The 14,918-nt window shown below is 41.2% G+C and carries 13 protein-coding genes; 8 read left to right on the top strand and 5 right to left on the bottom strand.

Annotation, left to right across the window (positions count from 1 at the left end; all coding sequences use genetic code 11):
- The first annotated feature begins 1 nt into the window (after position 1).
- The 8 genes from nrfD (at position 2) to queG (ending at position 9,005) form a co-directional block, all read left to right on the top strand.
- Positions 2-1,390, top strand: coding sequence for an NrfD/PsrC family molybdoenzyme membrane anchor subunit (gene nrfD, locus OWEHO_RS09505; RefSeq protein WP_014202263.1), 1,389 nt, complete (start codon positions 2-4; stop codon positions 1,388-1,390).
- Complete coding sequence (locus tag OWEHO_RS09500) at positions 1,377-1,913, top strand: DUF3341 domain-containing protein (protein ID WP_014202262.1); 537 nt, start codon at positions 1,377-1,379, stop codon at positions 1,911-1,913. Before nrfD ends, OWEHO_RS09500 begins: the two co-directional genes overlap by 14 nt.
- A gap of 34 nt (positions 1,914-1,947) precedes the next feature.
- Entirely contained in the window at positions 1,948-2,571 is a 624-nt protein-coding gene (locus tag OWEHO_RS09495) for a c-type cytochrome (RefSeq protein WP_014202261.1), read from the top strand.
- A 30-nt stretch (positions 2,572-2,601) separates the two neighbouring features.
- Positions 2,602-4,053: a hypothetical protein gene (locus OWEHO_RS09490; RefSeq protein ID WP_014202260.1), complete on the top strand. Its 1,452-nt coding sequence runs from the start codon at positions 2,602-2,604 to the stop codon at positions 4,051-4,053.
- Between the two features lie 22 nt (positions 4,054-4,075).
- Entirely contained in the window at positions 4,076-5,107 is a 1,032-nt protein-coding gene (locus OWEHO_RS09485) for a cytochrome c oxidase subunit II (RefSeq protein ID WP_014202259.1), read from the top strand.
- Between the two features lie 42 nt (positions 5,108-5,149).
- Complete coding sequence (locus OWEHO_RS09480) at positions 5,150-6,925, top strand: cytochrome c oxidase subunit I (RefSeq protein ID WP_014202258.1); 1,776 nt, start codon at positions 5,150-5,152, stop codon at positions 6,923-6,925.
- 129 nt (positions 6,926-7,054) lie between these two features.
- On the top strand, positions 7,055-8,080 hold the full coding sequence (ruvB, locus tag OWEHO_RS09475; protein ID WP_014202257.1) for a Holliday junction branch migration DNA helicase RuvB: 1,026 nt from the start codon (positions 7,055-7,057) through the stop codon (positions 8,078-8,080).
- A gap of 19 nt (positions 8,081-8,099) precedes the next feature.
- Complete coding sequence (queG, locus tag OWEHO_RS09470) at positions 8,100-9,005, top strand: tRNA epoxyqueuosine(34) reductase QueG (RefSeq protein WP_223252679.1); 906 nt, start codon at positions 8,100-8,102, stop codon at positions 9,003-9,005.
- Here the strand turns inward: queG and OWEHO_RS09465 are convergent.
- The 5 genes from OWEHO_RS09465 to OWEHO_RS09445 form a co-directional block, all read right to left on the bottom strand.
- A complete protein-coding gene (locus OWEHO_RS09465; protein ID WP_014202255.1) occupies positions 8,995-9,612 on the bottom strand; it encodes a porin family protein in 618 nt (205 codons plus the stop codon). The genes queG and OWEHO_RS09465 overlap by 11 nt on opposite strands.
- A complete protein-coding gene (locus tag OWEHO_RS09460) occupies positions 9,612-10,457 on the bottom strand; it encodes an Omp28 family outer membrane lipoprotein (RefSeq protein WP_014202254.1) in 846 nt (281 codons plus the stop codon). The genes OWEHO_RS09465 and OWEHO_RS09460 overlap by 1 nt, the downstream gene beginning before the upstream one ends.
- Positions 10,458-10,460: 3 nt before the next feature.
- Positions 10,461-12,170 (bottom strand): DUF6029 family protein, encoded by a 1,710-nt coding sequence (locus OWEHO_RS09455; protein WP_014202253.1) that lies wholly within the window; start codon positions 12,168-12,170, stop codon positions 10,461-10,463.
- A gap of 22 nt (positions 12,171-12,192) precedes the next feature.
- A complete protein-coding gene (locus tag OWEHO_RS09450; protein ID WP_014202252.1) occupies positions 12,193-12,702 on the bottom strand; it encodes a TlpA family protein disulfide reductase in 510 nt (169 codons plus the stop codon).
- Between the two features lie 80 nt (positions 12,703-12,782).
- Positions 12,783-14,789, bottom strand: coding sequence for a T9SS type A sorting domain-containing protein (locus tag OWEHO_RS09445; RefSeq protein WP_169312776.1), 2,007 nt, complete (start codon positions 14,787-14,789; stop codon positions 12,783-12,785).
- Positions 14,790-14,918 lie beyond the last annotated feature (129 nt).

Raw genomic sequence — 14,918 nt, 5'->3', positions numbered from 1 at the left:
CATGCATTACGAAGCTCCCATAAGAGAACCCCTAATTAATGGCGACAAGAGCTACCATGATATTACGGTAGATGTAGCACGCCCTGTAGAAACAAAGGCCCCACGTATGTGGTGGATTGTGTTTAGTCTTGCATTAATCGCCTTCCTTTGGGGTATAGGCTGTATACTTTACACCATTGGTGTAGGTATCGGTACCTGGGGATTGAACAAAACCGTGGGCTGGGCCTGGGATATTACCAACTTCGTTTGGTGGGTGGGTATCGGTCACGCGGGAACTTTGATTTCGGCAGTACTTTTACTTTTCCGTCAGAAGTGGCGTATGTCAATTAACCGTTCGGCTGAGGCGATGACCATCTTCTCAGTAATCCAGGCAGCATTGTTTCCTGGTATTCACATGGGACGTATTTGGTTGGCTTACTTTGTATTCCCAATTCCAAACCAATTTGGTTCACTTTGGGTAAACTTTAACTCACCACTTCTTTGGGACGTTTTCGCAATTTCAACTTACTTCTCGGTATCCGTAGTATTCTGGTATGTGGGTCTTATTCCTGATTTTGCCATGATTCGTGACCGTGCAGTACGTCCTGTTACAAAGCACATTTACAAAATCCTTAGCTTCGGTTGGGGTGGTAAAGCAAAGCACTGGCAGCGTTTTGAAGAAGTATCTTTGGTACTTGCCGGTTTGGCAACTCCACTTGTACTTTCTGTACACACGATTGTATCTATGGACTTTGCAACTTCTGTAATTCCAGGATGGCACACCACCATCTTCCCTCCATACTTTGTGGCGGGTGCGATTTTCTCAGGATTTGCGATGGTAAACACCCTTCTTATTATTGTAAGAAAAGTGTTTAAGATGGAAGACTATATTACTGTAGGACACATTGAAATGATGAACATCATTATTATGCTTACCGGATCTATAGTGGGGGTAGCATATATTACAGAGTTGTTCATCGCATGGTACTCAGGTGTAGAATATGAGCAGTATGCGTTCCTAAACCGTGCTACCGGACCTTACTGGTGGGCGTACTGGAGTATGATGACCTGCAACGTATTCTCTCCACAGTTTATGTGGTTCAAGAAACTAAGAACAAGTTTGATGTTCTCATTCTTCATCTCAATTATTGTAAACATCGGTATGTGGTTTGAGCGTTTCGTAATTATCGTTACCTCTTTGCACAGAGACTACCTTCCATCTTCTTGGAGTATGTTCTCACCCACATTTGTAGATATTGGAATTTTTGTTGGAACCATAGGTTTCTTCTTTGTACTGTTCTTGCTTTATGCACGTACATTCCCTGTAATTGCTCAGGCTGAATTGAAGACTATTTTGAAATCATCTGGGGAGAACTATAAAAAACTACACGAGAAAGATGGCCACCACTAAGAGTAAACAAATCATTAGTGCCCTGTACGATGATGATGACGTACTATTGAAGGGTATAAAAGACGTAAGAGATAAGGGCTTCAATGTAGATGAAGTATATTCTCCATTCCCTATTCACGGGCTAGATCCAGTAATGGGACTTAAGCGTACACGTATTGCTATTGCTGCATTTCTTTATGGAGTGCTTGGTCTTACTACAGCTATTGCCATGACTTATGGAATGCTAATAGTAGATTGGCCAATGAATATTGGTGGTAAACCTAGCTTTACCTGGGGTGAGAACATGCCGGCTTTTGTGCCAATTATGTTTGAACTTACTGTATTCTTTGCTGCTCACCTTATGGTGTGGACATACTTCGCAAAGAATGGATTGTACCCAGGAAGAAAAGCTCAAAACCCAGACCCTCGTACCACTGATGATAAGTTCCTTATGGAAGTTGATTTGGGTAGAGGTGATAAAGAAGAGTTGATGACACTTTTGCGCGACTCAGGAGCAATTGAGATTAGTGAAAATAGTAAATAGGAGACTACCGATGCTAAAAAGAAGAATCTTAAATATGGCAGCAGTTATTATGGGAGGAGCCCTTGTGCTTACTTCTTGTAATAATGATAGCCAATTCAGAGGGTGGGTGTACATGCCGGACATGTATGATGGGCCCGCGGTAGAAATGTACCAACCATACAACGATACTATATCTGCACGTAAGCCGGTAGAGGGAACACTTCCTCGTGGTTTTATGGCTTATGATAAATATGCTGCTGACCAGTCAGGTTATGATTCAGCAAAGGTTAACCTTAAGATGCCAGCGGATTTTCCAACGGACTCTATTACCCTTGCAGATGGAGCTAAACTATACGGTATTTTCTGTGCACAATGTCATGGTGATAAAGGAGACGGTATGGGTGTTCTTGTAAAGAATGAGGTTTTCTTAGGAGTACCTAACTACAAGGATAGAGATATTAATGAAGGAACCATCTTTCACGTAATCACTTACGGAAAAGGTGTGATGGGAAGCCATGCTTCACAAGTTACTCCTAGCGAGCGTTGGGAAATTACTCAACACGTATTGAAGCTTAGAGCTGAACTTACTGGAGAAGGAAAGCCTGCTGCTAAGGAAGAGGCTCCAAAAGAAGAAGCGGCTTCTACGGAGGTTGCTGCCACTGAAACTACTGAATCATAAGAAGGGATAAATTCTTAATAAGAAGAAACAATGTTTGAATTTACCGGAAAATTAAAGACTATATCAATCATTCTAATGGTTATCGGAGTGATATCTGTTGGAGTGAGCTTTTTCATGGGGGGTGGCGATCATCACGAAGGTGGAGAGCATACTGAGCAAGCTGCACACGGTGAGCGTGCTACTGAAGGACATGGAGAAGCGGCTCACGGAGAGCATCATGAAGCGCCAGCGCATCACGCAGATGCAGGACATCACGGTGAGGCAATGCCTGATACCGATGATTATACTTATCACAAAACAGCTTCAAGAGCTATTCCTGAAAACAATCATTTTCATGCTAGCCCTACGCATCACGATGCTGAGCACATTCATCACCAAATTGAAAACAAGCCCTGGGCAAACCTTTTGACCAATAACTTTTTCTTTTTGTCAATCGCTTTAGGAGCATTGTTCTTCATGGCTGTACAGTATGCTGCACAAGCTGGTTGGACAGTAGTATTGCTTCGTGTGATGGAAGCTATGACTTCTTTCCTTTGGATACCTATGGTGATTATGTTAATCATTATTGGAGCTGGAGTAATGCACATGGGAGGCAACCACATTTGGCACTGGATGGCTGAAGGTGTTATGGATCCTGCAAGTGATAATTACGATTCTATTATCGCAGGAAAAGAAGGATATCTAAACGGACCATTCTTCATCATCAGAACTTTGATTTACTTCATTGGCTGGGTTGGTGGAGCAATGCTTATCCGTAAGATGAGTATGAAGATGGAAAACAATCCATCTGAAGCCGGAGCAATTTGGAAAAAGACTAGAAACCTATCTGCTGGATTCTTGGTATTCTTTGCAGTTACTTCTTCTACCAGTGCTTGGGACTGGATTATGAGTATCGATACTCACTGGTTTAGTACTCTATTTGGATGGTATATTTTTGCTGGTATGTTCGTTACAGCACTTACTGTACTTACGCTTATCGTGATTTATCTTAAGTCAAAAGGATACTTACCAGAAGTAAACAAAAGCCACATCCAGGATATGGGTAAATTTATGTTTGCCTTCTCCATCTTCTGGACTTACCTATGGTTTTCACAGTACATGCTTATTTGGTATTCAAACATTCCTGAAGAGGTAACCTACTACATGGCTCGTTTTGGCGACTATAAAGGTATCTTCTTCACCATGGTAGCCTTAAACTTATTATTCCCGATACTTATTTTGATGAGCCGCGATAGCAAGAGAAACTTTGGTTTCCTTCTTACCGCTGGTATATTCATGATTATCGGTCACTGGTTGGATGTTTACATCCTTATTCACCCGGGTAGTGTAGGTGGTCAGTGGAGCATTGGTTTGGTAAACTTCGGAACCTTCTTAGGTTTTGCTGGTCTGTTCATCTACGTGGTGTTCAGCGCACTTACCAAAGCACCACTTATGCCTAAAAATCACCCCATGTATGTGGAGAGTGAGCATCATCATATTTAAAATATAAAGAGCAAGAAAGGAAATGGAGACTTTTCTAATCATAGTAATAGCAGTTCTTGGGCTAGTAGCCTTTGCACAAATCGTCAGAGTATTTGAATTATCCTCAGACCTTAAGGGTAAGGAGGATAGCAATGATGTAAACGAAAAAGACAACAACATTCAGGGTATCCTTATGGGAATCTTCGGAATCCTATTGGTGGGTGGCTTTACCTGGATGTGGATTGGATACGATAAGGTTCTTTTGCCTGTTTCAGCATCAGAGCACGGAGTGGAGATCGATAACTTGATGTGGATTTCCATGGCAGTTATTATCGCAGTATTTTTTATCACTCAACCTATTCTTTTTGGTTTCACCATGAAGTTTAGAGGTATCAAAAACCGTAAGGCGGTATATATGGAGCATAACAATAAGCTGGAGTTTATCTGGACTATTGTTCCTGCCGTAGTTCTTGCTTGCCTTATCATTTATGGTCTTACTACCTGGAGCGATGTAATGAATCCTGCAAACGAAACTGAAGAGCCAATGGTTATTGAAGTTTACGCTCAGCAGTTTAAGTGGACAGCTCGTTATGCCGGTGATGATAATGCTCTTGGATATGCCAATGTACGCATGATCGAAGGTGTTAACTCTTTAGGAGTTGATGTGAATGACGTAAATTCTTTAGATGACGTGATCACCAGCGAACTTCACTTGCCAGTTGGAAAACCTGTACTACTTAAATTTAGAAGTCAGGATGTGATTCACTCGGCTTACTTGCCTCACTTCCGTGTACAGATGAACTGTGTACCGGGAACGAATACTCAGTTTCAATTTACCCCTAGTGTAACCACTGTGGATATTCGCAAAGAGCAAAAAGTAATTGACAAGGTAGCTCGTATCAATGAGATCCGTGCTGAAAAAGGCGAGGATACTTACGAGTATGATTACTTCCTACTTTGTAATAAAATTTGTGGATCTGCCCACTACAACATGCAAATGAAAATTGTAGTAGAAACTCAAGAAGAGTATGAGCAATGGATGAGTGAGCAAAAAACATTTGCTGACGCACTTTAAGTTTAAGATAGTATTTAGAAAATATTTAGAGAGAAGAACGACATGGCACACGATTCACACGAGCACGATCATCATCACGAGGAAACGTTCATTAGTAAGTACGTTTTCAGCTTAGACCATAAAATGATCTCCAAGCAGTTTCTTATTACCGGTATGGTGATGGGAGTTATTGGAGTTACAATGTCTCTTTTGTTCCGTCTTCAGTTGGCATGGCCTGATAAGCAATGGCCAATCCTTGAAACCCTTTTGGGTAAATGGGGTACTGACGGTATTATGGATCCAAATATTTACCTGGCATTAGTTACTATTCACGGTACTATCATGGTATTCTTTGTACTTACAGCTGGTCTTAGTGGTACGTTCTCCAACTTACTTATTCCGCTTCAAATTGGTGCCCGAGATATGGCTTCAGGATTCCTGAACATGCTATCTTACTGGTTCTTCTTTGCTTCTAGTATTGTGATGGTTATTTCTCTTTTTGTAGAGAATGGTCCTGCATCTGCTGGTTGGACGGTATACCCACCGCTTAGTGCTTTGCCACAAGCAATGCCAGGTTCTGGTATGGGTATGACGCTTTGGTTGGTAAGTATGGCTCTCTTTATTGTGTCTTCACTTTTGGGAGGTATCAACTATATCGTAACTGTATTGAACCTTCGTACTAAAGGTATGTCGATGACTAGATTGCCACTTACCATTTGGGCATTCTTTGTAACGGCTATACTTGGGGTACTTTCTTTCCCGGTATTGTTATCAGCGGCATTGCTATTGATTTTCGACCGTAGCTTCGGTACCAGCTTTTACCTTTCTGATATAATGGTAGCTGGTGAGCTATTGACTAATCAAGGTGGTAGCCCAATCTTGTTTCAGCACTTATTCTGGTTCTTGGGTCACCCTGAGGTATACATTATTCTTTTACCTGCATTGGGTATTACTTCCGAAGTAATTTCTACCAACTCGCGTAAGCCAATCTTTGGATACCGCGCGATGGTAGGTTCAATTCTTGCAATTGCATTCCTATCGTTTATCGTATGGGGTCACCACATGTTTATCACAGGTATGAATCCATTCCTGGGATCGGTGTTTACCTTTACTACGCTATTGATTGCGATACCTTCGGCTGTAAAAGCATTTAACTACATGACCACCCTTTGGAAGGGTAACCTTAGATTGACTCCAGCAATGTTGTTTTCAATCGGTCTTGTATCTACATTTATCACTGGTGGTCTTACAGGTCTTATCCTTGGAGATTCAGCTTTGGATATTAACGTTCACGATACTTATTTCGTGGTAGCTCACTTCCACATTGTAATGGGACTATCAGCTATCTTCGGAATGTTTGCTGGTGTGTATCACTGGTTCCCAAAAATGTTTGGTCGTAGAATGATCAAAGGTCTTGGATATATCCACTTCTGGGTAACCATCGTCTGTGCTTATGGAGTATTCTTCCCAATGCACTTCTTGGGTCTTGCAGGTCTTCCACGTAGATACTACACCAATACATCTTTCCCAATGTTTGATGATTTGGCTGATATCAATGTATTGATTTCAATCTTCGCAATTGTTGGTGGTATTGCTCAGGTGGTGTTCTTGTTCAACTTCTTTTACTCTGCACTTCGCGGTAAGAAGTCTACTCAAAACCCATGGAAATCTACTACTATGGAATGGACTACTCCAGTGGAGCATGTTCACGGAAACTGGCCAGGAGAAATTCCAGAAGTACACCGTTGGGCTTACGATTATAGCAAGCCAGGTATGGATGAGGATTTTGTTCCACAAACCGTTGCACTTAAACCAGGTGAAGTAGAGTCAGGTCATTAGGATCGGATTTAGAAAATATTAAAAAGGCTGTCTCTTGGAGATGGCCTTTTTTAGTTTAATAATAGGGTATGGAGGGATAGATTTTTAAGTGTACTTCTTCGCCCTATATTTGTAAAAATTGCAGATTGCATGGATAGGATGATGGATGCTGATTCGGCTAATTTCTCCTCCGAGGAATTAGAGATAGAAAAGAAGTTGCGCCCCATAAGTTTTGATGACTTTGCGGGACAGGATAAGGTATTGGAAAACCTGAAGATATTTGTTCAGGCAGCCAATCAGCGTGAAGAAGCTCTGGATCATGTTCTTCTGCACGGCCCTCCCGGATTGGGTAAAACTACTTTGGCTAATATTTTGGCCAATGAGTTAGATGTAAATCTTAAAATCACCTCCGGCCCAGTGATAGACAAACCCGGTGACTTGGCAGGTTTACTAACTAATCTTGAAGAGCGTGATGTTCTATTCATTGATGAAATTCACCGACTTAGCCCTATAGTAGAGGAATATCTGTATTCAGCAATGGAAGATTATAGGATTGATATCATGATCGAATCCGGACCCAATGCGCGCAGTGTACAAATTAATCTGAATCCTTTTACGCTTATAGGTGCAACTACACGCTCAGGCTTACTTACTTCGCCTCTAAGGGCTCGCTTTGGTATAACCAGTAGATTGCAGTATTACACTACTGAATTGCTTTCTACCATTATTGAGCGTTCTTCAGATATTTTAGATGTACCCATCGAACCTAATGCGGCAATAGAAATTGCAAGACGCAGCCGAGGGACTCCAAGAATTGCAAATGCCTTGTTGCGGAGAATGCGTGATTTTGCGCAAGTAAAGGGCGAAGGAGTGATCACCTTGGAGATTGCCCGTTTTGGCTTGGAAGCGCTAAATGTGGACGAGTATGGTTTGGATGAAATGGATAACCGTATTTTGACCACGATCATAGACAAGTTCAAAGGGGGCCCAGTTGGTGTAGGAACTATTGCTACAGCCGTGGGGGAGCAGGGAGGAACCATCGAAGAAGTGTATGAACCCTTCCTTATCCAACAAGGTTTTTTGATGCGAACGCAGCGTGGACGTGTGGTTACTGACAAGGCGTACACACATCTTCAAAGAGATATGCCGCACCGTCAAGGAGGGTTGTTTGACTAGTAAATTAAAATATTCAGAAATGATAAAAGCCGAAGCTAAGCGCCTTGGCTTTTTAGATTGTGGCATCTCCAAAGCTACCTTTTTGGAAGAGGAAGCTCCCAGACTCGAAGAGTGGCTAAAGCGCGGCTATCAGGGTGAAATGAAATGGATGGAAAACCATATTGACAAGCGTCTTGACCCAAGAAAGTTAGTGGATGGAGCAAAGTCTGTGGTTTCTGTGATCTTAAATTATTACCCCGAAGAAACTCAAAAGCATCCCGATGCTCCAAAGATTGCCAAATACGCTTATGGTGAAGATTATCACTTTGTAATTAAGCGAAAGCTTAAGGAGCTCACAGAGTTTATCCAAACAGAAATAGGAGAGGTGAGTGGTCGAGCTTTCACGGATTCAGCTCCGGTGATGGATAGAGCTTGGGCAGAGCGTTCCGGCCTCGGTTGGACGGGAAAACATTCTCTCTTGTTATCTAAAGGCACAGGCTCGTTTTACCTTATCGGTGAATTAATTCTCGATTTGGACCTTGAAGATGACACACCCGTAGCGGACCATTGTGGTAGTTGCACCAAGTGCATAGATGCGTGCCCGACGAATGCAATTGTAGCTCCTAAGCTTGTGGATGGCTCCAAGTGTATCTCGTACCTAACCATAGAACTGAAAGATCAAATCTCGCCCTCATTTAAAGACCAAATGGAAGGCTGGGCTTTCGGTTGCGATATTTGCCAGGATGTCTGCCCATGGAATCGTTTTTCAAAACCAACCAAGGTTGAAGAGTTTTCGCCACATCCGGAAATGTTGGACATGAACAAGCAGGATTGGCAAGAAATAACTGAAGATGTTTTCAGAAAGGTGTTTAAGAAATCGGCTGTAAAACGAGCAAAGTATGCGGGCTTAAAGCAGAATATTGATTTTCTGAAACCTACTTATTGAATTTGTAAACAAGCGCGAATGTGAGCACATCATTGCGCATACCGTAGCCACCAAGTGCTGTAATACTAGGTGTTTGGCCAGCAGCTACTACATCACTTATTGGAGTTACAGAATGATTGGTACGTAGTGTAATACCCCAATTTTCGCTAAAATTATAGGTAACACCAAACAACACCATCATACTAATTGGTTTATAATTGACGTCTGAATCAAAGTTGCCACTGATATTAGATTCCTTTTTACTTACTAAAATGTCGGCTCCCAGCCCAACTTCAAAAGCCAGATCCTTCCAGTTGAGGATGTAAACTATAGGAACTTCAATGTAATTAAGTTTAAGCTTAAAGCAATTGCCGCAGCCTGTGCTGTCATTTACTGGTTCTTTAGCCCCTTTTTGCAAAAAAGCAAGCTCCAGTCTTAAATTAGATTTTTTGCCAATATCGATTTGTGTGAAGAAGCCTAGGTTAAAACCACTCATGTTAAAACCTTGTTGGCCATCACCGTCTACTTGAGAGGTGGAAAGGCCTGCAAACAGGCCTCCATCTAGTTTTTGACTATATGTGAATCCACTTATACCAAGGAGTATAACGATAAAACATAAGTTCTTCATTATAGGTGAACCTCAATAGATTGAATTACCTCGTAAGTGTCATGATCATATACGTAAAGCACAATATTACAATTGCTCCATTCCCACTCAGAGTCTACAACTATTTGGCGTGAGTCACAGCTAACTGAATTTGGACTGCCATCAAAATTTTCAATCGGGGTACCAAATGCTGTGTTAAAACTTGTTCGTAAAACATGTTTATGGATATAAGAATCATTGTGTGAGCCATCAGGCATTTTTTGAGCGGCCATTATGTCGTTTTCAACAAGGTATGCAGACCAATAAATATCGCGACCAGATACATCTGCTATAGCTTTGAATTTTGGTGTAAGGCAAACGGTACGACTACTCTCATCAGCGTTTACTACAGCTTTTATTCCAATTGCTGCAACAGGAGTGGATGCTAAGATATCATCAACCTTATTGGCCCATACATTGTAGAATTTTGAGAAACTATTGGTTCCAAAATCAGATCTATCAATTAGTCCTGAAGGTACTCCAATTGGGTCTGTGAAATCATAAATTTCTGTGCCCTCCGTAGTACGGAAGTCCGCTGGGTATTCGGTAGTAGGTACTGCAAAATTGCTTGAATGTATGCTGATCAGATGAACCTGATCTGGATACAAGTCCATTAATCGTTTAGCTTCTGCCGCAGCTTTTGGGCAGTTATTACAAGTCACTCCTGTGAACTCTTCAATCAAAACAGCTTTTTTGGTGACAAATGTATCGGTAGGTTGTACCTCACAATCTCCACAGGAAGTTCCTGTTTGCTTAATGGGATTGTCAATTTTATCGCAGCTGGAAAAAAATGCTGCCATGGCTAAAAGTATAATTGCCTTTTTCATCTGTTAAAAGTTTGATGTTATGCTTAGGCTAAACCCATTGGAGGCTGGTACTGTTCGACATATTCCACCAACGCAGAACACTCCTTGTTGTTGCCTTCCGTAGCCCAATTGAAAACGTGTTCTATCGAGAGTGTAGCCTGCTGTTACGCTAATATAGTGAACTCTAAGGTCTTTTACAGCATTTCCGTAATTCCAAGCGTCTTGTACAGCAAAAAACCATTTTGGAGAAATTGAGTATTCAAAAAGCGCCAAAGCCCAATCTCCTCGATCACCTTCGGTCCATAACCCTTGTAGTTCTGTACGCAGTGAGTGACCGGGTTTGGTTTTCCAAAGTAGCTCTACTACAGTTGAGTGAATATTGTAGGCGTGTGGTGTACCTCCACTTGTGTCAAAGCCAATATCAGCTACACCAGCGACACCTTTTCGTAGTGCATCTTCGTTGAAGTGAAAGAAGTATTGGCTGAAATTTAGCTTTAACTTTTTATTGAGTTTCTTCTTGAAATCTAAGTGTAGGTCGGTGAAGTATAGGTACTCACCAAAGCCCCAGTTTTTGGTATCAAACACGCTCTTATATCCATCTGTTCCACTTATTGTTTGCACCCCAGTGCCGTCATCACGAGTTATATATTCTTTGTCAATACTCTTACTTACTGCAGCGCTAAGACCTATGTAGGTTCCATATTTTCCACCAAGTGCTGTTTTACGAGGAAACTTGTAGCTGGTTTCAATTTGAAAGCCTTGCTCACCCGTAAGTACTGTATTGTAGGCATACAGGGCTGGGAGTGTATAGGTATGTAATGTGGTGGCCGATGGCAGATAACCAAGTAGTAATTGCTGAGGATCTGTATTAGGCTGAGATCTCCATGAAAAGTTATCGTATCGTTTGGCACTAAAAATAACTCCGAAGTTATTTTTTGCATAGGAAGCGCTTAGATAAAAGGCTTCTCCAGGTTTATAAATTTCAAAGTTATCTGCGCTCGGGTCGTTAGCCTTATAGGCATATTCACCATAAACATTAAATGCTCCTGTAATCAGGTTGAAGCGTAAAGCTCCGGAAGCCACATTGTTTGGGTATTCGTAAGTGGGACTGTCAAATTCTTGGTACTTACTTACAAGACCAGCTCCCAAAATCAGGTTAATATTACTTTCCCATTTCAGTGAGTTTTTCATGTTCCAGTCAGTATCAAAGCCTCTTACAATGCTATTGGATTTATCAAAATAGTTTCGTTGGCGTCCAACAATTGCTCTATAGGTAAGACCATCAGCAGGTGTCACCTTCAATCTAACTCCATCAAGGTTGTTATCAATTCCCAGACCTCGCTCCTCGTAGGCTCTCAAAATAAGCCCGGAGCCAAATTGCTCATAAAAATTACCAACGGTAATATCTATTTTATCTCCCATGTAGCGGGCGTAGCGATAGGTAATACCTTCACCTTTATAACCGGGGGGTAAACCAACACGGTTATTTTGATAATTTTCATAACGAACACCAGCCATAAAATTCCCGCGGGTATACGTCAAGTTTAAAAAACCTGTAGTTAATAGGCGCTCATCCGGATAAGCCTCGCCCGTTGGGTCAATGAGGGAGTCCCTAAAATAATATTGAGCATCAGTTTGGAAGTTTCCACTAATCTGACCTAAGTCTAGTTTGCTTTGGGCAAATGAACCATATGCTCCAGCTAATATAGCCGTAGCGACTAATAATTTTTTCACAGAATACGCGGGTTTGGGTGCTTTACTCGTTGATGTCTTCTCCGTTCACCAATTTGGTGATTAGCTCATATAAATGATCCTCATCACCGGGTATGTAACCATTGTGTTGCCACACGATCTCACCTTCTCCGTTAAGTAAAAAAGTATGAGGGATGTTATTCACATTTAAAGCACGTCTAAGTTCAGAGTTCTCATCTAAGTACACCTCGTATTCCCAGCCTTGGCCAGTTACAAAAGGACGAACCTTACTTGATAAACGGCTATCATCGATAGAAATAGCGATTAACTTAACACCAGTCTCATCCTGCCAGTCAATGTAGTCATCATTAATGGTGCTTAGCTCGCGAATACATGGTTTGCACCAAGTTGCCCAAAAGCTTACAACAATAGGTTTTCCGTCATTACTCAAAGTAGATGCATCCACTTGGTTACCCATTAGGTCTTTAATTTGAATGCTAGGCAACCCTTCTTGAGCTAAGAGACCAATTGAGCAAATAAGACTAAGGAAAAGGGTAGGAATAAATTTATTCATCGAAAATGTATTTAATAATTAAGCCACGACCAACAATTCTGTCGGTCGTGGCTATTAAGGTTCAAAAACTAACCCAAAGATTAATCTGCAATAGTTACTCTTTGAGAAGAAGTACCATTATCAGAAGAAATATTCAGAATATAAACACCTTTAGCTAGGCCGTTAGTGTTGATTTCCGCTTTTGTGGTTTTAGTAAAATCAGCAACTCTTACTACTTGACCAGTAGTAGTGCTAAGCTGTACATTAAAGTCAGTAGGCTCATTCAATTCTACAAAGAATTTATCCGTTGCTGGATTAGGATAAACGCTTGCAGTTTCAGCAGCATTTATTTCAGCAAGACCGATTGGCTTGCCATCAATCATTAAGTTATCAAAGTAAAGGGCATTACCTAGGGCAGAAGTTCCTTTTATTTTGATCATTACTTCAGCAGCTCCGTCTATACCAGAGATGTATGCGCTAATAGTTTTCCAGTTATTAGCAGCTATTGGGTAAAAACGACTTCCAGAAGCAGTAGCAGGTGCAGTTTCAAGCCCTGAACCAGCAGTTGCATCCCAAATTCTAATCCAGTTTTGACCGCAGTCTACAGAAACAAATGCTTCTAGCATATCTCCTGTACTTGTACCACGAACACCGTATGCATAGTCAAATTGAACTTCAGAACCATTTGCGTTTGCAAGGCTTACTTTTTCAGATACTAAAGAAGACACAGTGCCTGGATCAATAGTTGCAAAGTCAAAACGGAAAGAAGTAACAGATTGTCCGTATCCTCCTAGTGGAATAGGAAGACCAGTAGCAACACTTTGATCTACTGCATAAAGACGACCAGTGTTGTCCTCTACAATCATATTGCTTGGTAAACCTCCCAATGGTAATCCTTCAAAATCATTCGCCATAGGATAATTGTTTACGGTAGAACTCACCATGTAGACATCATCAGCAGATGCATTGTTATTAGCTGCAGTTACATCAATATACTTGTATACACCAGTTACAGATGTTGAGAAACTAAAAGTATTAGCTCCAGCTACCAAGTTTTGAGATGGAAAAGTAACTAGTTTGGTTCCATTTGCAGGAATGTTAGTTACCCATTGTGAAATAGGAGCACCACCATTCATTACCAAAATTGCTTCAGCACTATCTACAGCAAAACTCTCATTGTTTTGAATAGTAAACTCAGGAGTTATTGAAGTTTGGCAGTAACCACCATTATTGGACATGGTACTCACAGCTTCCAAGTCAGCAGTGCTTACTCCAGCAGGAAGTGTAAAGTTTACCGGACCTGTAGCACCAGTTACGATAACTTGTTGTGTTTCGCTGATAAAAGCTGCAATTTCAAGATCTCCCATAGAAACAGGTACACCATTGATGTCAGCTGGAATAGGCCATGTGTAAGAATATGAATTCACAACATTTTGAGTTGTTGGAATATCAATACCCCATTGACCAGTTAACAAATCACGCAACATATGATCGTGGTAATATACACCATTAACTACCTGTGTAGGGTTCGCAGCCATTCCAGTTTGTGGGCCAGGAATATTACTTTGAAGTACAGCTACATTCAATTTTACAGTAGATCCTGGAGCAGCTCCGGTGAAGTAAGTTTCTACATCAATGGTAAGAGTATTGGCTGCATAGTCGATATCGCCTTCAATAGCAATATTAGCATAAGATGACTCACCAATTACTGTAGTACCAGCTGTAGCCCAATCGCCACGGCTCATAGCGGTACCAGAACCATTTTGTTGCATTCCGGTGAACTCTCTTCTATTCATTGTTCCTGCAGGGTATCCAGCAAGGTTACTTTGACCTGCAATAGCAGCACCATAAGGAGTACGGAAATCAGGATCACCTGCTCCTGGAGCAGCATAGCCACCAGTGTGAATGTTAATTAAGACAACATCACCAGGGTTTGCGGTAGAAAAATCCTTTGCTCTTTTATGCCCATCAGGACAAAACTGACAGTAGATTCCAGTGAATTCTTCAAGCACGGCATTTTTGTTTTCTGCAGATGTGCTTACAGGTAATTGAGCCATGCCTACAACGGAATACGCTGTAAAAATGGACAGGGATAATAGTTTTTTCATAATTTCTAATAATTTAGGGAATATGTGACGAATGTAAAAAAATCCTAACACTAAGTATACATTTGGATAAAAGTTATTGTATGCATGCATCGTTTAGTGGGGCTTAAAGTGTGTTAAATCTTATAATAA

This window comes from Owenweeksia hongkongensis DSM 17368 (assembly GCF_000236705.1).
Lineage (GTDB): Bacteria > Bacteroidota > Bacteroidia > Flavobacteriales > Schleiferiaceae > Owenweeksia > Owenweeksia hongkongensis.
This window is presented reverse-complemented; position numbering and strand designations above follow the sequence as displayed.